This window comes from Rhodoferax sp. (genome assembly GCF_028715765.1).
In the GTDB taxonomy this organism is placed as follows: Bacteria; Pseudomonadota; Gammaproteobacteria; order Burkholderiales; family Burkholderiaceae_C; genus Rhodoferax.
The window spans coordinates 19,985-36,510 of the sequence record NZ_JAQURE010000022.1; the positions used below are offsets into that span (position 1 = coordinate 19,985).

Below are 16,526 nucleotides of genomic sequence, written 5' to 3' on the forward strand. Positions count from 1 at the left end.
GTTTCTTGGGTTGAAGTTAGTCGCCGAAGGTCACCAGCCGGTCTGCCTTGATGCCGCTGTCTACCAACTGCCCCAAGCCTGAAATCCGAAACCCTGGTGCCAACACTTCTTCTTTGATGCCACGGCGCAGCGCCGCGGCCACGCACACCACCAAGTCCACCTTGTGCTCTGCCGCCAAGGCCGACCAGCGGTTGACAACGTTGCGGTCATCTTGCGGTGGCTCGGTCAGTCGGGTGGCGTTGTTGACGCCATCGTGGTAGAAAAACACACGCTGGATGGTGTGACCTTTGTCCAGTGCCGCCACCACAAACTGGTAAGCGCTGTCAGACGCTTGGTGTGTGTAGGGGCCTTCATTGACGAGAATGCCAAATTTCATGGTGTGTGGGGTCAGAAAAGTTAAAAACGGATATGGGTTGATGCGTTCAAGCTAGCGCGTGAACCACGCCAGTCGTCAATCAGGTATTTGGTGAAAGGCAGGTCGCATTTCTCAAAGAATGCGGGCCAACCAATGCGTTCAATCCAGTCAGAAATACGCTCCCACGAGCGGGCGTCTGCCTTGTAGGTGTAGAGAATCTTTTTCACCATGGCCGACACTTCTGGCCAACGTGGCGGGTTGTTGGGCAGACCCGAGGCCACCATCTTCATGAAGGTGGGTTTGCCGCGTGCGTTGGAGTTTTTGCCGCCTACCCAAATGGCCAGCTTGCTGTGATCTGGGTCGTTGATCTGCATGGGCGGGCAGGGTGGGAAGCACGCACCACAGCACATGCATTTGGACTCGTCAATTTCGAGAGACGGCTTGCCGTTGACCATGGCAGGGCGAATGGCGGCCACCGGGCAGCGCGCCACCACGGTGGGGCGTTCGCACATGTTGGCAACCAAGTCATGGTTGATTTTGGGTGGCTTGGTGTGCTGCATCACGATGGCAATGTCGGCTTGGCCGCCGCAATTGATTTCGCAGCATGAGGTCGACAGGTGTACCCGGTTGGGCATGTCTTCCTTGACAAATTCATCCACCAGTTCGTCCATCAAGGCCTTGACTGCGCCGGAGGCATCGGTACCTGGAATGTCACAGTGCAGCCAGCCTTGAGTGTGGGCAATGGAAGACACCGAGTTACCTGTGCCACCCACCGGAAAACCGTTGGTGGTGAGTGCAGCCACCAGCGGCTCAACCCGTGCTGGGTCAGACACCATGTATTCGATGTTGGAGCGAATGGTGAAGCGCACATGGCCATCGGCATAGGTGTCGGCAATGTCGCAGAGCTTGCGGATGGTGAATAAATCCATTTGGCGCTGCGTGCCTGCACGCACCGTCCAGATTTCATCGCCGCTGTGAGATACATGGTGCAACACCCCTGGGCGTGGCCGGTCATGGTATTTCCAGTTGCCATAATTTTTGGCCATCAGCGGGTGCAAAAACTGCTTGTTGTCTGGTACGCCGCTCTCAATGGGGGTGCGTTTAGTAGCCATGGTTGTCTTTCCTGTTCAATGGAGTTGGTGTCAATGCGTGGGGTGACGACGGGCTTCAGGCCGCGGCTTTGCGGGCGTTGATCTTGGCCACTTCGTCGTCCCAGCCATCGGTGCGAACGTAGGGGTTGGTGCGTGGGGTGGCCACCATGTTGGGGTCAATTTCCAGGCCAATGCCTTCCAGAAAGTTGATCAACCCAATGCGCTCGATCATTTCGCCGGTGCGCTCGTGCTCTAAGGCGTTTTCAGCAAAGAAGTCAATCGACTTTTGACCCAGATCCACCAGTGCTTCGTAGTCTTCATCGGTTTTCATGGGCATGAAGGGCACCACCACCGTGCCCATCAGATCGCCAATCTTGAGGGTGCGCTTGCCCCCCATCAAAATGCTCACACCCTTGTCCACCCCAGTGGCCAAAGCGCCGGTCATGACGTTGATGCAGTGCATGCAGCGCACGCAGTTGCTGTTGTCGATTTCAAGGCAATGCGTGTCGCTCACAGCCACGCTAGAGATTTTTTCGCCACTGGTTTGCTGTTTGATTTCTTTGAGCATGATGGCTTTGGTGGGGCAACGGCTGACCACGTCGTTGACCAGTTCGGTCATGCCATGCTTGTCAAACCACTTGCGCGCCAAGGCTTCGTCAACCCGGATGTTGTCGCGCCAGGTGCCAATGACCGCCATGTCCGCACGCTGAATGGAGTTCATGCAGTCGTTCGGGCAGCCTGAGAACTTGAATTTGAACTTGTAAGGCAGCGCCGGGCGGTGCATGTCATCCAAAAAGGTGTTGAGCACTTGGCGGTGAGCGCGTGCCTCGTCAAAGCAAGATTGCTCGCAACGTGCCGCCCCTACACATGACATGCTGGTGCGCACTGCGGGCCCGGCACCGCCCAGGTCAAAACCCAGCTCGTTGATCTCGTCAAACGCACCTTGCACGTTGGCGGTACTGGCACCTTGGAACATGATGTCGCCAGACTGGCCATGAAAAGCGATCAACCCAGAGCCATGACGCTCCCAAATGTCACACATTTTGCGCAGCACGTCGGTGTTGTAGTGCATGCCAGCCGGGGGTTGCACGCGCAGCGTGTGAAATTCTTTGGAAGCGGGAAACATCTCTGCCACTTCTGAAAACCGTGGAATCACGCCACCGCCGTAGCCAAACACACCCACCGTGCCACCCTTCCAGTACCCTTTGCGGGTTTTGTAGGAGTGCTCCAGTTGGCCTACCAAATCGGTCATGTACTCGCTGTCTTTGGCCAGCCGTTTCAGACCGGTCACAAAGCTGGGCCAAGGCCCGCTTTCGAGTTGGTCAAGCATGGGGGTGTCGTGTTGCTTAATGCTCATGGGGTGTCTCCTGTCATGGTGCGCGGGGTTTGCGCTGGTCGATCGAACCGGGCTTTTGCATCCATTGAACTTTGCAGCTCAATTTCCTCAACTCTGGCGCAAATCGTACGAGTCAGCGCCGTACCAAACCATCCCCCTCGTTGGGTATTTTGGGCTACCCATTTGGGCTATATGCCCCCACCCGTCCCGGTGATAGACGGGCGGGCTTGCTGTTGCGCCCAATAGAGGCTTGAAGAAAATAGCATTTTTTGCCCTGAAACTGCGCGCCCAGCCTGCCCTCAAGCTTTGTTGACAACCCTCCAAAAAACACCATGAGCACACTTACACCGCTTGAAAAATGGACGATTCCAGTCACCGGACAGGTCATTGAACTGCAGCAGCTTGACTTTGAAGGCGGCGGCATGCGTTTGCTGCGAACGCGCATCCGCGAGAAAAGCCGCTTCACGGTGTTTGACATCGACCCGCAGTCGGCACGCTTGTGGGGTGAGGCCTTGGTGCGTTGGGCACAAGCCCAGCCAGCGCATCAAACGCAGCCCCCGGAGGTGTCATGAACGCATCTGATCCCTGCGCCACGGTTGACCTGGTGTTTCCAGTCACGGGCCGGTTTTTACCGCGTGACCATGCCCAGAGTCTTAAAGAGGCGCTGTGTGAAGCCTGGCCTTGGCTAAAAGACGAGCCTTTGGCGGCAGTGCACACCATCAAGCTGGTCACGGGAGCCGAGCCTTTGGCCATGTTGTCTGGGCGTGCCAAATTGATGGTGCGCTTGTCACGCGAGCGGGCGCAAGCGCTGTTGTCGTGCGCCCCCATTGACCTGACGGTGGCCGGCCATGCGTTGCGCCTGGCGGCGCCGCACCTGCATGAATTGGTGCCACACACCACGCTGTATGCCTACCGAGTGGCCGCCTCAGACCCAGACGAGGTGGCTTTCATGCAAGGCATGGCGGCCGAGTTAGCTGGTTTGGGCATTGCCGGTGAGCGCGTGTGTGGCAAACGCCAGCAGCTCAGTTTGGCGCATGGCAAAGTCACCGCCTTCAGCCTGATGCTGCATGGTCTGGCTCCGGCACCGTCTTTGCACCTGCAGCAGCAAGGCCTGGGACCCTACCGCTTGCAAGGCTGCGGCATTTTCATTCCCCACAAATCCGCAGCAGCGGTGTAACCCTATTTTTTTAACCCTGAAAGGAGCAACCCCATGGCATACATCATCAACGGTTCGGAAGTTGAAACAGACGATTTGGGCTACTTGCTGGAACCCCTTTATGACGATGAAGCCGTGCGCGTGATCGCAGCAGCCGAAGGCATCAGCTTGACAGACGCCCATTGGGAAGTGGTCAACTACCTGCGTGATGAATACCGTGAACACGGCCACACCCCCAACTTTCGCAACATGCTCAAAGGCTTTGCCGAGCTTCACCCCGGTGTTGACAGCAAATACCTCTACGACCTGTTCCCTGTTGGGCCAGCCAAGCAGGGTCCCAAAGTGGCTGGGTTGCCACAGCCTTTGGGCAAAGGTGGGTATTGAGATGGTGTCGCTGAAGTGGCTTGATGCGGGTGCCTGCTGACCATGGCCAACATCCGCATCAAGAGCCAGTGGTTTCATGACGGCGCCTCCAAAACGCCGCAACAGCAAGCCAGCGCCATGGCCTTCATCACCTGGCGGGTGGCGCAAAACACGCTCAAGCAAATGCGTTCGGCGCGCTTTGACATTGAAGTAGGGGCGCAATACTTTGCTTTTACGCATGAAGTGCTGGTGTTTTTGACCCAGGTCATTGACCGCCTGGCAGCCCAGCGCATGGATGATGCCATGCGCACTGAATTCATGACCGCATTGGTGCAACGCGTGGCGCAGGTGCTGCAAGACAACGAAGAGGGTTTGATGGGCGAGCCCGGCGCCGGGCAGGGCAGCTACGCTGACCAATTCATTGACCTTTACAACCAGCTGGCTGACCACTACGCCGACTTTGGTTTTGATGCCCATGGCCCGGATTTTGCTTTTGTGCGCTACCTGGGTCACCGCATTGAGGCCTTGATGCCTGACAAAGACAAACGCTGGGTGGTTGACCAGGTCATGGCCAGCGAGGTGCCCGACGCCCTGGGCATGATCGGCCGCGGCATGGACGGCGTGCTGTCAACCGAACCCCATGCCAAACGTGGTGCCAGAGGCGCGGTTTCTGGCGATTGAGTTGCCCTAAGCCCCCAACCAAGCCCCACCCTCTACCCATGTCAACCCCCTTTGATTTGAACAATGCACCCGCCTATGCCCATTGGCGCGCCGCCAAATGGGCCGCCCAGCCACACCAGGCGAGTGACTTGGTGGTGCCTGTAGCAGACCCTAGATTACTACAAAAAACAGAGCTGCTTGCGCTTATAAATAAATGCTCTCAGGTCAATATGGTCATATACCAAAGCGCTGTGACCGAAGCTGATAAAAACATTCCTTTGCGGTTAGGTCAACAGCTGGGCTTGCACCGGCTTGATGGCAATTGGCTGGCCGATGTGGATGGCATTTCACCCATCGCAGTGGCAGAGCCCAGCGGCGACCGCCCGGCTTTTATTCCCTACACCAACCGCGCCATTAAGTGGCATACCGACGGCTACTACCAGCCCGCGCAGCGTTTGATACGTGGCATGGTGCTGCATTGCGTGCGCCCTGCCAGCCGTGGCGGTGAAACCGCGCTGCTTGACCACGACATGGCCTACATCGCCATGCGCGACGCCAACCCAGATTGGGTGCGTGCTTTGATGGCCGCTGATGCCATGACCATTCCCGCGCGGTTGGACGACGACGGTGTGGCACGCCCTGAGCAAACTGGGCCGGTGTTTTCGGTTGACCCGCACACCGGTGTTTTGCACATGCGCTACACCGCCCGCACGCGCAGCATTGTTTGGAAAAATGACGCATCTACCCGTGCGGCGGTACAGTTTCTGACAGATTTTTTGGCCAGTGACAGCCCCTGTATCTTTCGCTTGAAGCTGGAGCCGGGCATGGGGCTGGTGTGCAACAACGTCTTGCACGACCGCGCCGCTTTTGAAGATGCCCCCGCCCAGCCACGCTTGCTGTACCGGGCGCGTTACCTGGATCGCGTTATGGCGCCAGAAATTTATAACAAATTGGCCTCTAGCGCTTGATATATATGCACAAGCAGCTCTTTATTAGATAGCATCACCATGACCCACAAAGTCAGTATTTGGCGTGCTGCACAGCTCTTGGGGTTGGCGCGTGGTGTCTTGCAACAGCAGGTGCGCGATGGCACGCTGGTGCTGGAAGACGGCTGGGTCAGCACCGAGACACTCCGACGGCTTTACCCCAACGCCCAACTCGAAGCGTCGGGCATGTTGGAGCGCGTGACGCAAATCCGCGATGAAGCCTTTGGCAAACGGGTGCGCGAGCGCTTGCTTCCCAGCCAAGAGGTGTTGGCACAGCGCTTGTTTACCCAAAGCCAAGAGCTGGCCGACCTGCGCCGCCATGTGCAGCGCTACCACGCGCTGGTAATTGAGCTGCAGCAGCAGATTCGCCAGCAGTGCCAGCGCAGCCCGGAAGCAGTGCAGTGGCAGGCGTTAGAGCAAGCGGCGACCCAAGGGTTGGCCAAGGTCTTGGCCACGGAGTCGGTGGGCATGCTGGAGGTGATGGACGATATGTTGAAAATCATGACGGCGCAGGTCACAGTGCGCCCCAGCGGGCACGAGTTCTCGGTCGAGGGGCATGCCAACTTGTTGCAAGCCGGGCTACATGCTGGCTTGAAGCTGAACTATGGCTGTGGCAACGGCAGTTGCGGCATGTGCAAAGTGCGGGTGATAGAAGGCGCAGTGGCACCCACCCAGCACGCTGACTACGTGCTCTCAGAGGCTGAAAAAACCCAGGGCTACACCCTGATGTGTTGCCACACCGCAGCCAGCAGCAACCTGACGCTGGAGTTGCTTGAAGCCCATGGCCCGCAAGACATCGCTTTGCAATTGATCGTGACCACGGTGCGTGCTGTGACCGAACTCGCCCCTAACACCTGGCTGTTGCATCTGCAAACCCCGCGCACCCACCGGCTGCGCTTTTTGGCGGGGCAGTCGGTCCAACTGGGTGCCGCCGTGCCTGGTGTGGGCGACGTGTCTGGCGTTTACGCGCTGGCCAGCTGTCCGTGTGACGACCGCAATTTGCTATTTTTCATCACCCGCAACCCGGCGGATGCCTTTGCCACAGCATTGTTTGAGCGCCAGCTTCACCATGGCAGCAGCTTGACGGTGACTGGACCCGATGGCGAATTTGTGTTGGCTGAAGGGCACCGGCCGCTGGTGTTTGCGGCCTGCGATGAAGGGTTTGGCGCCATCAAAAGCTTGATTGAGTACGCGCTGTCGTTAGACGCATCGCCTTCGCTGTCGCTGTTTTGGCTGGCCACGCGCAGCGATGGGCACTTCTACAGCAACCAATGCCGCGCCTGGTCTGAAGCGCTTGACCCCTTCGAGTTCGAGTTGGTCACCCACCCCGATGCCGCCTTGGGCGCCTGGCAAATTGCCCAGGCCATGCGTGCTGATCTGTTTGACATTGACTGCGACTTTTACCTGTGTGGCCCGGCCATCTTTGTGCAAACCTTGCATGACGAGTTGCGTGCTTCGGGTGTGGCCGCAGCTCAAATTTTTGCCCAGGTGATCTGATGCATCCTTCTGTCCCCATTGCCACTCAAACCACATTGGCTACTGAGCCTGTGAGCGCCGCCACCGACACTTATGCCCAGGCCACCCTCGATGCACATGCCATGGCGCTGCCAGAGTGCGCGGGTGGCGAGTCGTTTGCTTTGATGGTGCAGGGGCAAAGCATGGTGCCTGAGTTTCAAGAGGGTGAAATCATTTTGATTGAACCCGAAGGCTTGGCCAAAGCGGGCGCTTTTGTCTTGGCCTGGCACCAAGACAACTGGATTTTCAGGCAGCTGCTGCGTGACCACACGGGTTGGTTTTTGCACGCGCTCAACCCGGCATTTGCCGATGAGCCGATTGCCGACTTGTCTGGCATCAAAGGGGTGATCATTCAAAAAGCCTTGCCCGGCAGGCGCCGTGCTTCCAAGTTTTACGTCTGAACCCCGTCCCGAACCCAACCTATTTCAGCGCCATGCCTTACTACATTTACCACGTCAAACCCTTTGGTCAACTTGAGCAACTGCGTGCGCTTGACACGTTTTCAGAGGCCTCCAAGCAAGCCAAGCTGCTGCGTTTGCAGCTTGAGCTGCCAGCCACTGACAAGGTGAAAGTCATATTTGCCGAAGACCCTCTGCAGGCGCAAGACTTGCTGTGCCAGGTGCGTGTGGCAGGCCCCAAGGGTGATGATTGAAAGGCATTGCATGCAAACCAAAGACCATTGGGAAAATGTTTACACCCACAAACCAGCCACCGATGTCAGTTGGTTTCAGGTGCATGCAGAACAATCCTTGCGGCTGATTCAGGGCACCGGGGTGCAAGCGTCGGCAGCCATCATTGATGTGGGTGGCGGAGCCTCCACCCTGGTCGATGATCTTTTACAGCACGCTTTCACAAGCGTGACGGTGCTTGACCTGTCTGCATCCGCACTGGCAGCCTCACAGGCCAGACTTGGCGCACAAGCCAACAAGGTTCAATGGCTGGTGGGCGACATTACCAAACTCGCCCTGCCCCAGCATGCTTTTGATGTTTGGCATGACCGTGCGGTGTTCCACTTTTTAACCAACAAAGCAGATCGTGAGGCCTATGTAAACTGCGTGTTGCGCTCGCTAAAACCAGGGGGTCACGTCATCATGGCCACATTTGCCAGCGATGGCCCCCTGCAATGCAGTGGTTTGCCGGTCATGCGCTACGAGCCAGATGCATTGCATGCGGAGTTTGGCGCCCCGTTTGTCTTGCTGAGCCATGAGCGCGAAGATCACCATACGCCGTTTGGCAGCGTGCAAAAGTTTGTCTACTGCTATTGCCGAAAGCAGTTGTCCTGAAAACTACTATTTTCATAGCTGCTTGCACTTATGAAATAAGCAGTAGAGGCTATTTTGATTCACAAATTCAAACAATTCGATGGAGCAACCGACCTAAACACAACCGGTAGGTTTGGGCAGTCCACCGTATTTGGTGATGGGTTTCATGGGGCCGGTCATCCACAATTTGAAGACAGCGTTTTGGTCTTCTTCAATGTACTTGGCGAATTTACGAATCGGCGGCACGCTGCCAAACTCGTCGTAATAGGCACGCGCTTTCAGGATGTGCGACCACTTCACATCGTCAAGTTCATAGTTGTCAGCTTGCGCCATGGCGCGCCCCACATCGTCTGTCCAGGCAGACATGTCGGTCAGGTAGCCATCGCCATCGCGTTCGGGTAGGTTCATTTTTCAGGGTGCTTTCTGGGTTGATGTGTCTGCGGTGGGTAAAGGGGTTTCAACTGTGAACGCCGCACCAGCCGCATGGTGCGCGATCAGCCGATCTAAAAAGCTGCGCAAAAATCCTTCGGTTTGCATGCTGTGAAAACGGTCTGTGACCAAACCGCGGCTATAGGCCACCACGGTGGGAAAGCCTTTGGCTTGATGCCGCCCTGCAATGCGCATGTTTTCATCGGCATCCACTTTGGCCAAAATGAATTGACCGCTGTACTGCGCCGCCAGACGCTCCAGCAAGGGCGTCAACACGCGGCACGGGCTGCACCATTCGGCGCCAATGTCCAACACCACGGGCACTTGATGTGAAGCCAGTACTACCCGGGCTTCAAAGTCGGCTTCTTCTACGTCAATGACATGTGCCATGGCGCAGGTCAGCGGTTTTGGTAGTGCATGGTGGCCACCGCACCCGCCGTGATGCTGCCCAGCACCAAAAACGAGCCCATGGCCAGAGTGGACACCCCCGACAAACCTTGACCCACAGTGCAACCCAGCGCGGTGACACCCCCAAACCCCATCAACACTGCCCCCAGCAACTGGGTGCGCAAGTCTTCAACCGAGGCAAAACCTTCCCAACGGAATTGGCCAGCACTCAGCGCATAAGCCATGGAGCCCAGCACCACACCCATGGCACTGGCAATGCCAAAGGTCAGTAGCAACGACTTATCTGTCCAGAGCATCAGCAGTTCCAAGCCAAACGCAGTGGGCGCCACAAAGCTGAAAGATTCAAGTGTGCGGGTGTTGGTGGCAAAGTAAACAATTTCCATGGTGTCAGGGTTTTCACCATGACCCACGTGTCCGGTCAGGTACCAAGCGGCCACCACCAGCAACCCCAACACCACGCCGCTGACCATTTGAAGGTTGTTGGCACGAAAACGTTTGTCTTTCAAGACAAACAGAAGCAATCCGATGCTGACCACCGCAGCCGTCAACCACACAACGCTATTACCGGATAGGCCAGTGAGCTTGGCCACCAACTGCGGCAGGGTTTGCCCAGCCAGCCCCCAGGCAGATAAATCGAGTACCACCGGGTCTAAAAAACTGGCACGCCATTGACCAAACAAGCCTTTGAGCGTCATGTAAGCAGATATGGCCACAAACACCAGTACCACCACAGAGCGCAAGCTGCCAGCGCCCACCCGAACCAGGTTTTTGTTGACACAGCCACCGGCAATCGTCATGCCCACGCCAAACAAACCGCCGCCCACCAGCATGGACAGCCAGGGCACATTGGGGCGCGTGTAAATGGTTTTAGTCAAGTCAATCAACCCTTGCGTGTGCAGCAAAGCGGTGCCAACGATGGCTACCGCCATGGCCAAAAACCACATGCGCATGCGCCCCCAATGCGACATGTTGACCACATCTGAAATGGCACCCATGGTGCAAAAGTTGCTTTTATTGGCCAATGCCCCAAACACGAAGGCCAGCACAAAGCCCCCCCAAATTACCCATGCAGAAGGATTGACGGCTTCAGTCATTTGATCTTTTCCTCAGGTAGCAAGGTACGGTTCAGTTGTTTGCGGTGCTGGCAGCGGCTACGCGCGCTAAGGTGTTGCGAATGGCTTCAGGCGCATTGATGATGCCCATGAATTGCCCCATGCCCAAAGCGGGCCATGCCAGCGCAATGCGGTAGCGGGCGTACAAGGCATAGACCTTGTTGTCCACAATGAACACTTCATACGGCAAGGCCGCAGGGAAATCGGTGCCAATTTTGTTCACCCACCAGCCTTCACCGTCGCTGGCGCTGTTCATGGCGACACCAAACACTGCCATTTTCTGGGCTGGCATCACCACTTCATAAACCCGCTGGGTATCGCCAAAGCCTTTATTCAAGTTGCTTTGAACTGTGTTGAGCGCTTCATCAAAGCTGGTGAAGCTGCCAATTTCACTGTTGGCTGAGTCAAACCGTTCCATGCCAAACATGTAGCGGTAGTCTGTCAACTGCGCAAACGGCACATCACCGCCAAAACCTTCGCCCGACCCCAAAACTTTAGCCAAGCGTTGTTCAATGGATTTCACTGCCGTTTGTGCGCCCGCATAGTGGTTACGCAAGTAAGCGCGGTACCAGTATTCAGGGGTCATGTAGGACACTGCGCCATCTTGGGCGATGCCTACCCGAAGCCCGGCCGCCACAATGCTGCTGCCCGTGCCGTTGGCTTGAATCACTGCCAACATGGCGGGGTCAGAGACCACAATGCTGGCCTGGCCGGTGATGCCTTTGGGCACGTGATGCCCGAGCAGCGTAAAGCCTTCACTCTTGAGCTTGCCCTCAATCTGAGAAATTTGGGCGTTAAGGTCGGCTGCGGGTAATGGGCTGGCGTGTGTGTAGGGCGCAAGCGCCATGCTGAGTTGCGCTACACACCACAGGGCGCAACCGATGAGCCAATGTTTGCGCATGGCTTAAATGAACAAGCAAACGTCAGATTCGCCAGCAAACTTCATGAACGTGGCGGCTCCGCCGTATTCGACGTCTTTGATGAATTCGCTGGTTTCAAACTCAAATAAATCCACGGTCATTTGGCAAGCCACAAACTTCACATCTGACTCGAGGCAAATGTCACGCAGTTCTTGCAACGAAGCCACGCCTTTGGACTTCATCTTGTTTTTCATCATCATGGTGGCCATGGACTCCATGCCGGGCAACATTTGTACCATCACGGGCATCGGCACAGGCATGGGCATGGCGGGGTTGGCCAGTGGGCTGATTTTGATGTCGTCAAGGTTTTTACGCAGCAGTTGAAGCCCGTAAAACGTGAAAAAGATCTGCACATCCCAGCCCAGCGCGGCGGCAGTGGAGGCCAAAATAAATGGCGGGTAAGCCATGTCCAAGGTGCCTTTGGTGGCGATCAGTGCCATTTTTTTGGTTGCCATGCGAGCGCTCCGGGTGTCTGTTGCTGTCAGTGAAAGGGGTGAATCAGGCTTTTTTCAAAAAGAAAACAAATTTGCTGTTTTCACTGCCTTGTTCCAGCAAGGTATTGCCGGTTTGCTCGGCAAAGGCGGCCATGTCGCAGACCGAGCCAGGGTCTGTGGCGATCACTTTCAACACCTGACCTGACGTCATGTCGGCCAAGGCTTTTTTCGTGCGAACAATGGGCAGCGGGCAAGACAGGCCAGATGCATCAAATTCTTTGCTAAATTCCATAAAGTGTCTCCATCAGTTTAAAAAGGGGTATGCCAGTGATTTGTGCCCCGGGTGCGGGGGCGTAACGCTGGCACTCTCAAACGATTTTCAGTGGCGCGCTCCCCAGCGTCCATCACCTCGAAGGGTGGGCTGGGGTAGCCCAAATGGGTTATGAGGCTATGGCCTGACTCAAGCTCAGGGCTTGAGGTAAGCAAAACCTTCTTTGCTTTGCAACTTGGCAGCTTCTGCCACACCTGAAGGCACAATTTTTGTTTCAAGCAGCAGCTTGCTGGGGTCAATGTGGCGACTCGTCAGGGTGTTGTTACAGACGCGAAACTCTACGCCTTTGGCGGCCAAATCACTCACTGACCCAGAGAAATCACGGCCTTTGCTGTCTTTGGCATCGGCAATCAAAAAATCAATGCCGGGTCCATTGGTCACCACCACAATTTTGGCCGTGGGGTCTGCCGCGACATGGTTTTTAACGTTGTTCAATGCCGCCGCCGCGGTGTCGATGCCAGTGGTGAGGTGATAGACCACCTTGGTGTCTTGCGCCAGAGCCATGTGGCTGATGAGCATAAAAATGAAAGCAGTGAAGATTTGACGCATGGTGGATTTCCTTAAATGTTGATAGAAGTCAGAGCGTAACGGGTATGCAATACCTGCGCGACCCCGGGTTTATACGGTGACAAAGCGGGCACATTTCGCATTAGCATTTGTATATTCGTATCCATTTATTTAAAGATTCGAATTTTCCGTTGTTATCAATTTTCTCAAGTTCGACTCATTCAAGGAGCTCAAGTGAAAAAGTTTTGTTGTGTTATGGCGGGCTTGGCGCTCGCAAGCCTTTCCTCGTGGGCGAACGCAGATGCATTGCAAGTGCGATCTATGGCAGCCTCATGCGCTGCTTGCCACGGAACCCATGGGTGGGCTGAAAAAGGCATGGAGTCTTTAGCCGGTAAACCCAAAGACGATTTGCTTACAAAAATGCAAGACTTCAAGTCTGGCAAAAAGCCAGCCACTTTGATGCATCAAATTGCCAAAGGCTACTCAGACACACAAATTGACCAACTGGCCAGTTATTTTTCAGCACTCAAAAAATAAGGAGAGAAAACATGTTACGTCGTCAATTTGTAAAGACTTTGGGTGCTGGTTCGGCCTTGGGTGCGTTGGGTGGTGTCAGCCTGCTTTCGGGCTGTGCCGCCACTGGCAAGGGCAACGGATTGAAAGTGGTGGTGGTGGGCGGTGGTTTTGGTGGTGCAACCGCTGCCAAATATGTGCGCATGTGGTCTGACTACGGCATTGAAGTGACCTTGATTGAGCCCAACGCCAGTTTCATCTCTTGCCCCATTTCAAATCTGGTGTTGGGTGGTGTCAAAACCATGGCGGACATCACCACACCGTACGATGGCTTGGTCAAAAACCATGGTGTCAAACTGGTGCATGACACAGTCAACACCATCGATGCTGACAAACGTGTGGTCAAACTTGCCAGTGGCAGCGAGCTGGCTTATGACCGTTTGATTTTGTCGCCTGGCATTGATTTCATGTGGGAAGCACTGCCAGGCATGGCCAAAGCGGGTGCCAAAGACAAAGTTTTGCACTCGTGGAAGGCGGGCGCACAAACCGTGGCGTTGCGCAAACAACTGCAAGACATGCCAGATGGTGGTGTGTTTGCATTGAGCATTCCTTTGGCACCCTACCGTTGCCCACCCGGCCCGTATGAGCGCGCCTGTCAAGTGGCCAACTATTTCACGCAGGCCAAGCCGAAGTCCAAGGTGCTGATCTTGGACGCCAATGAAGACGTCACCTCCAAGGGTCCCCTGTTTAAAAAAGCCTGGGCAGAACGTTACAAAGGCATGGTCGAATACCGTGGTAAACATGCGCTGGCAGATGTGGATGCCGCAACCAATACCCTTAAATTTGAGTTCCATGATGATGTGAAGGCCTCTGTGCTCAATGTGTTGCCACCCATGCGGGCGGGTGCGATTGCGGTGCAAACGGGCTTGGCTACTGCCAATAAACGTTGGTGTGAGGTTGACTTTTTGACTTTTGAGTCCAAAGCAGCCAAAAACATCCACGTGTTGGGTGACTCCATCCAAGTGGCGCCGGGTATGCCGAAGTCAGGCCACATGGCCAACCAGCATGGCAAAACATGCGCAGCGGCTGTGGTGGCCTTATTGACGGGTCAAACACCCAACCAAACGCCTATTTACAACAACACCTGCTACAGCTTTGTCAGTGCTGAAGATGTGGTGCATGTGGCCAGCGTGCACACCTATGACCCGGTCAAGAAAACCATGGTCACCGTGGCGGGCTCAGGGGGTGTCTCTAAGGCAGCCAATGAGCTTGAAGGTCGTTTTGCGCTGTCATGGGCCAAAGGCATTTGGGCCGATACGCTGGTGTAAATCAAGATGCAAGTTCGCAAAGCAATCACAGCGGCTTGCCTTGCGTTCAGTCTGGGCTCGGTATGGGCTCAGGCTGACCAGGCACGCGCTGCCAAAATCGTTTCAGGCTCTTGCTTTTTATGTCATGGCGAAAATGGCGAGTCTTCCAGCGAGATTTTCCCCAAGCTTGCGGGTCAACACGCCAACTACATTGCCAAGCAGTTGGCCAACTTCAAGTCTGGACAGCGCAAAAGTACGGCCATGGCCGATATGGCTGCGCGTTTGAGCGAGGATGAAATGCTGGCTTTAGGCCAATATTTTGAAGGCAAGAGTTCAGACAAAGAAACAGTCAAAGACGTAGATTTGGCAAGCGTAGGGCACTATATATTTCATACTGGTAACCGTTTCAGCGGGGTGCCAGCATGTGCCAGTTGCCATGGCAAGGCCGGGCTGGGCAGTGCCAATTTGCCACGATTGGCAGGTCAATATGCCAGCTACATTGAAACCCAGCTCAAGCTTTTCAATCAGCGCGACCGCACCAATGACAACGCTGTCATGCATTCGATTGTGAGCAAAATGACGGCGCTTGAAATGGCTGCCGTGGCTGAATACATCAGCGGCAAGTAAGCCAAGCTGTTTTCAGGGCGCTTTGTGGGTGGGAGCGGGCTGGGTCGATGTGACCACTTGGGCTGGGCTGTCAACCAGCCGGTCTGTGATGCCGGCTCCAACCCACATACCAGCCAAAGCCAGCCAGGCGGTCAAAGCAAATATGGCTCCCCCCGTAATGCCTGCACCCACGGCGCAACCACCGGCCAGCATGGCACCAAAGCCCATCAAAATAGCACCCGCAATGTAGCGGCGCATGCTGTAGCCATCTTTGAATCCTTCAAGGACAAAGTCTTTGCCCACCCAGGCGCCCACCATGGAGCCTAAAAACACGCCAGGCAACATGCCAAAGTTGAAACCTATCTCTGGCGCGGGTGAGGCCAAGACGCGCATCAACCATTCGGCAGACGGGCCACTGAAGGTGAGGCCTTGCACAGACACCACCTCAAATGAATTTTTTGAGACCGCGTAAGTCATGGCCCAAGCCGCCGCCACTGCCAACCCAGTGCCAATGCCGCCCACCCATTTCCACAAGCCCCAGCCGCTGCGAAGAGAGAAATAAAGCGCAGCAGCGCACCAGACCAGCCCAAAGACCAGCCCGCCCCAGGGGCCTAATCCAACCAGCGCCAGCAGGTCTCTGGATTGACCCCCGTCCACCGTCCACCAGCCGCTGATGGTTTCACGCCAAGGTGCCAGCACCCCGCCCAATGAAGCCTGCGCGGTGACCGCAAAAATAAGCCCTGACAACAAGGCGCGCAAATTGCCATTGGCCGACAAAATCAGCAGCCGACTGGCACAGCCACGCGTCAAAATCATGCCAGAGCCAAACAAAAGTCCACCCAAGATGGCGCCAGACAAGCTGCCCGTGGCAGAAATTTGACGGGTGACCGCACTGTCCATTTGCCCCATCAAAATGAGTACTTGAACCCCAATGACGGCACTTGAAAAGGTCAGCAACCAGACCGAAATTTTTTCGCCATAGCTGCGATGCCAAAACTCTAGTGTGGCTGCGCGTAAACAAAATTTGGAGCGTTGGGCAAAGAAGCCGAACATCAAACCCACCATCAAGCCACTCACAGCCAAAACGTATTTTTCTCCATAGTTTTCAATCAGGGCGGCAATGGTCATGTTGGCTCCATGTAATTAATATTTAGCTTATATTACAGACTCTAGAACAAAGCTACAACCTGTTTAGGAGACTCGATTCAAAATGTTGCGATGCCTACACGCCCTCA

The 16,526-nt window shown here is 55.5% G+C and carries 23 protein-coding genes; 12 read left to right on the top strand and 11 right to left on the bottom strand.

The window, feature by feature from the left end:
* Window positions 1–16 precede the first annotated feature (16 nt).
* From tusD to dsrA, 3 genes are read right to left on the bottom strand one after another with little or no spacing between them, the layout of a single operon-like run.
* Complete coding sequence (gene tusD, locus PHT20_RS09300) at window positions 17–376, bottom strand: sulfurtransferase complex subunit TusD (RefSeq protein ID WP_301020301.1); 360 nt, start codon at window positions 374–376, stop codon at window positions 17–19.
* 20 nt (window positions 377–396) lie between these two features.
* Complete coding sequence (gene dsrB / locus PHT20_RS09305; RefSeq protein WP_300084446.1) at window positions 397–1,467, bottom strand: dissimilatory-type sulfite reductase subunit beta; 1,071 nt, start codon at window positions 1,465–1,467, stop codon at window positions 397–399.
* A gap of 55 nt (window positions 1,468–1,522) precedes the next feature.
* Window positions 1,523–2,803 carry a dissimilatory-type sulfite reductase subunit alpha gene (gene dsrA, locus PHT20_RS09310; protein ID WP_301020302.1) on the bottom strand — a complete coding sequence of 427 codons (1,281 nt, stop codon included), beginning with the start codon at window positions 2,801–2,803 and terminating at the stop codon, window positions 1,523–1,525.
* Between the two features lie 311 nt (window positions 2,804–3,114).
* Here dsrA and PHT20_RS09315 point away from each other — a divergent pair, with 311 nt between their 5' ends.
* Genes PHT20_RS09315 through PHT20_RS09355 form a run of 9 tightly spaced genes read left to right on the top strand, consistent with a single transcriptional unit; the run spans window position 3,115 to window position 8,745 of the window.
* A complete protein-coding gene (locus tag PHT20_RS09315; RefSeq protein WP_301020303.1) occupies window positions 3,115–3,354 on the top strand; it encodes a hypothetical protein in 240 nt (79 codons plus the stop codon).
* On the top strand, window positions 3,351–3,959 hold the full coding sequence (gene cas6, locus PHT20_RS09320) for a type I-MYXAN CRISPR-associated protein Cas6/Cmx6 (protein WP_301020304.1): 609 nt from the start codon (window positions 3,351–3,353) through the stop codon (window positions 3,957–3,959). The genes PHT20_RS09315 and cas6 overlap by 4 nt, the downstream gene beginning before the upstream one ends.
* A gap of 33 nt (window positions 3,960–3,992) precedes the next feature.
* Window positions 3,993–4,322 carry a TusE/DsrC/DsvC family sulfur relay protein gene (locus tag PHT20_RS09325; protein WP_301020305.1) on the top strand — a complete coding sequence of 110 codons (330 nt, stop codon included), beginning with the start codon at window positions 3,993–3,995 and terminating at the stop codon, window positions 4,320–4,322.
* Window positions 4,323–4,364: 42 nt separating this feature from the next.
* Window positions 4,365–4,982 (top strand): hypothetical protein, encoded by a 618-nt coding sequence (locus PHT20_RS09330; protein WP_301020306.1) that lies wholly within the window; start codon window positions 4,365–4,367, stop codon window positions 4,980–4,982.
* Between the two features lie 38 nt (window positions 4,983–5,020).
* Window positions 5,021–5,929 (top strand): TauD/TfdA family dioxygenase, encoded by a 909-nt coding sequence (locus PHT20_RS09335; RefSeq protein ID WP_301020307.1) that lies wholly within the window; start codon window positions 5,021–5,023, stop codon window positions 5,927–5,929.
* A 39-nt stretch (window positions 5,930–5,968) separates the two neighbouring features.
* The gene (locus PHT20_RS09340) at window positions 5,969–7,444 is read left to right on the top strand and encodes a 2Fe-2S iron-sulfur cluster-binding protein (RefSeq protein ID WP_301020308.1); all 1,476 of its coding nucleotides are present in this window, start codon (window positions 5,969–5,971) and stop codon (window positions 7,442–7,444) included.
* Window positions 7,444–7,863, top strand: a complete 420-nt coding sequence (locus PHT20_RS09345; RefSeq protein ID WP_301020309.1) for a S24 family peptidase — start codon at window positions 7,444–7,446, stop codon at window positions 7,861–7,863. Before PHT20_RS09340 ends, PHT20_RS09345 begins: the two co-directional genes overlap by 1 nt.
* A gap of 32 nt (window positions 7,864–7,895) precedes the next feature.
* Window positions 7,896–8,114 carry a hypothetical protein gene (locus PHT20_RS09350; protein ID WP_301020310.1) on the top strand — a complete coding sequence of 73 codons (219 nt, stop codon included), beginning with the start codon at window positions 7,896–7,898 and terminating at the stop codon, window positions 8,112–8,114.
* 10 nt (window positions 8,115–8,124) lie between these two features.
* Entirely contained in the window at window positions 8,125–8,745 is a 621-nt protein-coding gene (locus PHT20_RS09355) for a class I SAM-dependent methyltransferase (RefSeq protein WP_301020311.1), read from the top strand.
* A gap of 93 nt (window positions 8,746–8,838) precedes the next feature.
* Here PHT20_RS09355 and PHT20_RS09360 read toward each other — a convergent pair whose 3' ends face one another.
* The 7 genes from PHT20_RS09360 to PHT20_RS09390 all read right to left on the bottom strand — a co-directional run bounded on the left by PHT20_RS09360 (window position 8,839) and on the right by PHT20_RS09390 (window position 12,907).
* The gene (locus PHT20_RS09360) at window positions 8,839–9,132 is read right to left on the bottom strand and encodes a TusE/DsrC/DsvC family sulfur relay protein (protein WP_301020312.1); all 294 of its coding nucleotides are present in this window, start codon (window positions 9,130–9,132) and stop codon (window positions 8,839–8,841) included.
* 3 nt (window positions 9,133–9,135) lie between these two features.
* Window positions 9,136–9,543, bottom strand: a complete 408-nt coding sequence (locus PHT20_RS09365) for a thioredoxin domain-containing protein (RefSeq protein ID WP_301020313.1) — start codon at window positions 9,541–9,543, stop codon at window positions 9,136–9,138.
* 8 nt (window positions 9,544–9,551) lie between these two features.
* Window positions 9,552–10,655: a YeeE/YedE family protein gene (locus tag PHT20_RS09370; protein ID WP_301020314.1), complete on the bottom strand. Its 1,104-nt coding sequence runs from the start codon at window positions 10,653–10,655 to the stop codon at window positions 9,552–9,554.
* A gap of 31 nt (window positions 10,656–10,686) precedes the next feature.
* Window positions 10,687–11,574, bottom strand: coding sequence for a hypothetical protein (locus PHT20_RS09375; protein WP_301020315.1), 888 nt, complete (start codon window positions 11,572–11,574; stop codon window positions 10,687–10,689).
* Window positions 11,575–11,577: 3 nt separating this feature from the next.
* Window positions 11,578–12,048: a DsrE/DsrF/DrsH-like family protein gene (locus PHT20_RS09380; RefSeq protein WP_300084460.1), complete on the bottom strand. Its 471-nt coding sequence runs from the start codon at window positions 12,046–12,048 to the stop codon at window positions 11,578–11,580.
* Between the two features lie 43 nt (window positions 12,049–12,091).
* Window positions 12,092–12,319, bottom strand: coding sequence for a sulfurtransferase TusA family protein (locus PHT20_RS09385; RefSeq protein ID WP_300084461.1), 228 nt, complete (start codon window positions 12,317–12,319; stop codon window positions 12,092–12,094).
* 174 nt (window positions 12,320–12,493) lie between these two features.
* Window positions 12,494–12,907 (bottom strand): DsrE family protein, encoded by a 414-nt coding sequence (locus tag PHT20_RS09390; RefSeq protein WP_301020316.1) that lies wholly within the window; start codon window positions 12,905–12,907, stop codon window positions 12,494–12,496.
* A gap of 279 nt (window positions 12,908–13,186) precedes the next feature.
* On the opposite strand from PHT20_RS09390, the gene PHT20_RS09395 reads away from it, so the two are divergent.
* Genes PHT20_RS09395 through PHT20_RS09405 form a run of 3 tightly spaced genes read left to right on the top strand, consistent with a single transcriptional unit; the run spans window position 13,187 to window position 15,312 of the window.
* Complete coding sequence (locus PHT20_RS09395) at window positions 13,187–13,402, top strand: cytochrome C (protein WP_301020317.1); 216 nt, start codon at window positions 13,187–13,189, stop codon at window positions 13,400–13,402.
* Between the two features lie 11 nt (window positions 13,403–13,413).
* Window positions 13,414–14,706 (top strand): NAD(P)/FAD-dependent oxidoreductase, encoded by a 1,293-nt coding sequence (locus PHT20_RS09400; protein ID WP_301020318.1) that lies wholly within the window; start codon window positions 13,414–13,416, stop codon window positions 14,704–14,706.
* Window positions 14,707–14,712: 6 nt separating this feature from the next.
* Window positions 14,713–15,312: a c-type cytochrome gene (locus PHT20_RS09405; RefSeq protein WP_300084465.1), complete on the top strand. Its 600-nt coding sequence runs from the start codon at window positions 14,713–14,715 to the stop codon at window positions 15,310–15,312.
* A gap of 12 nt (window positions 15,313–15,324) precedes the next feature.
* Here PHT20_RS09405 and PHT20_RS09410 read toward each other — a convergent pair whose 3' ends face one another.
* The gene (locus PHT20_RS09410) at window positions 15,325–16,419 is read right to left on the bottom strand and encodes a YeeE/YedE family protein (RefSeq protein ID WP_301020319.1); all 1,095 of its coding nucleotides are present in this window, start codon (window positions 16,417–16,419) and stop codon (window positions 15,325–15,327) included.
* Between the last annotated feature and the right edge of the window lie 107 nt (window positions 16,420–16,526).

What these genes read in the sequence shown, in the direction of transcription:
- PHT20_RS09355 (WP_301020311.1), top strand. Translation starts at nt 8,125, where the DNA reads ATGCAAACCAAAGACCATTGGGAAAATGTTTACACCCACAAACCAGCC.
- PHT20_RS09410 (WP_301020319.1), bottom strand. Translation starts at nt 16,419, where the DNA reads ATGACCATTGCCGCCCTGATTGAAAACTATGGAGAAAAATACGTTTTG.
- PHT20_RS09315 (WP_301020303.1), top strand. Translation starts at nt 3,115, where the DNA reads ATGAGCACACTTACACCGCTTGAAAAATGGACGATTCCAGTCACCGGA.
- dsrA (WP_301020302.1), bottom strand. Translation starts at nt 2,803, where the DNA reads ATGAGCATTAAGCAACACGACACCCCCATGCTTGACCAACTCGAAAGC.
- PHT20_RS09360 (WP_301020312.1), bottom strand. Translation starts at nt 9,132, where the DNA reads ATGAACCTACCCGAACGCGATGGCGATGGCTACCTGACCGACATGTCT.
- PHT20_RS09395 (WP_301020317.1), top strand. Translation starts at nt 13,187, where the DNA reads ATGGCAGCCTCATGCGCTGCTTGCCACGGAACCCATGGGTGGGCTGAA.
- PHT20_RS09370 (WP_301020314.1), bottom strand. Translation starts at nt 10,655, where the DNA reads ATGACTGAAGCCGTCAATCCTTCTGCATGGGTAATTTGGGGGGGCTTT.
- PHT20_RS09385 (WP_300084461.1), bottom strand. Translation starts at nt 12,319, where the DNA reads ATGGAATTTAGCAAAGAATTTGATGCATCTGGCCTGTCTTGCCCGCTG.
- cas6 (WP_301020304.1), top strand. Translation starts at nt 3,351, where the DNA reads ATGAACGCATCTGATCCCTGCGCCACGGTTGACCTGGTGTTTCCAGTC.
- PHT20_RS09405 (WP_300084465.1), top strand. Translation starts at nt 14,713, where the DNA reads ATGCAAGTTCGCAAAGCAATCACAGCGGCTTGCCTTGCGTTCAGTCTG.
- PHT20_RS09390 (WP_301020316.1), bottom strand. Translation starts at nt 12,907, where the DNA reads ATGCGTCAAATCTTCACTGCTTTCATTTTTATGCTCATCAGCCACATG.
- PHT20_RS09375 (WP_301020315.1), bottom strand. Translation starts at nt 11,574, where the DNA reads ATGCGCAAACATTGGCTCATCGGTTGCGCCCTGTGGTGTGTAGCGCAA.
- PHT20_RS09340 (WP_301020308.1), top strand. Translation starts at nt 5,969, where the DNA reads ATGACCCACAAAGTCAGTATTTGGCGTGCTGCACAGCTCTTGGGGTTG.
- PHT20_RS09335 (WP_301020307.1), top strand. Translation starts at nt 5,021, where the DNA reads ATGTCAACCCCCTTTGATTTGAACAATGCACCCGCCTATGCCCATTGG.
- tusD (WP_301020301.1), bottom strand. Translation starts at nt 376, where the DNA reads ATGAAATTTGGCATTCTCGTCAATGAAGGCCCCTACACACACCAAGCG.
- PHT20_RS09345 (WP_301020309.1), top strand. Translation starts at nt 7,444, where the DNA reads ATGCATCCTTCTGTCCCCATTGCCACTCAAACCACATTGGCTACTGAG.
- PHT20_RS09330 (WP_301020306.1), top strand. Translation starts at nt 4,365, where the DNA reads ATGGCCAACATCCGCATCAAGAGCCAGTGGTTTCATGACGGCGCCTCC.
- dsrB (WP_300084446.1), bottom strand. Translation starts at nt 1,467, where the DNA reads ATGGCTACTAAACGCACCCCCATTGAGAGCGGCGTACCAGACAACAAG.
- PHT20_RS09380 (WP_300084460.1), bottom strand. Translation starts at nt 12,048, where the DNA reads ATGGCAACCAAAAAAATGGCACTGATCGCCACCAAAGGCACCTTGGAC.
- PHT20_RS09350 (WP_301020310.1), top strand. Translation starts at nt 7,896, where the DNA reads ATGCCTTACTACATTTACCACGTCAAACCCTTTGGTCAACTTGAGCAA.
- PHT20_RS09400 (WP_301020318.1), top strand. Translation starts at nt 13,414, where the DNA reads ATGTTACGTCGTCAATTTGTAAAGACTTTGGGTGCTGGTTCGGCCTTG.
- PHT20_RS09365 (WP_301020313.1), bottom strand. Translation starts at nt 9,543, where the DNA reads ATGGCACATGTCATTGACGTAGAAGAAGCCGACTTTGAAGCCCGGGTA.
- PHT20_RS09325 (WP_301020305.1), top strand. Translation starts at nt 3,993, where the DNA reads ATGGCATACATCATCAACGGTTCGGAAGTTGAAACAGACGATTTGGGC.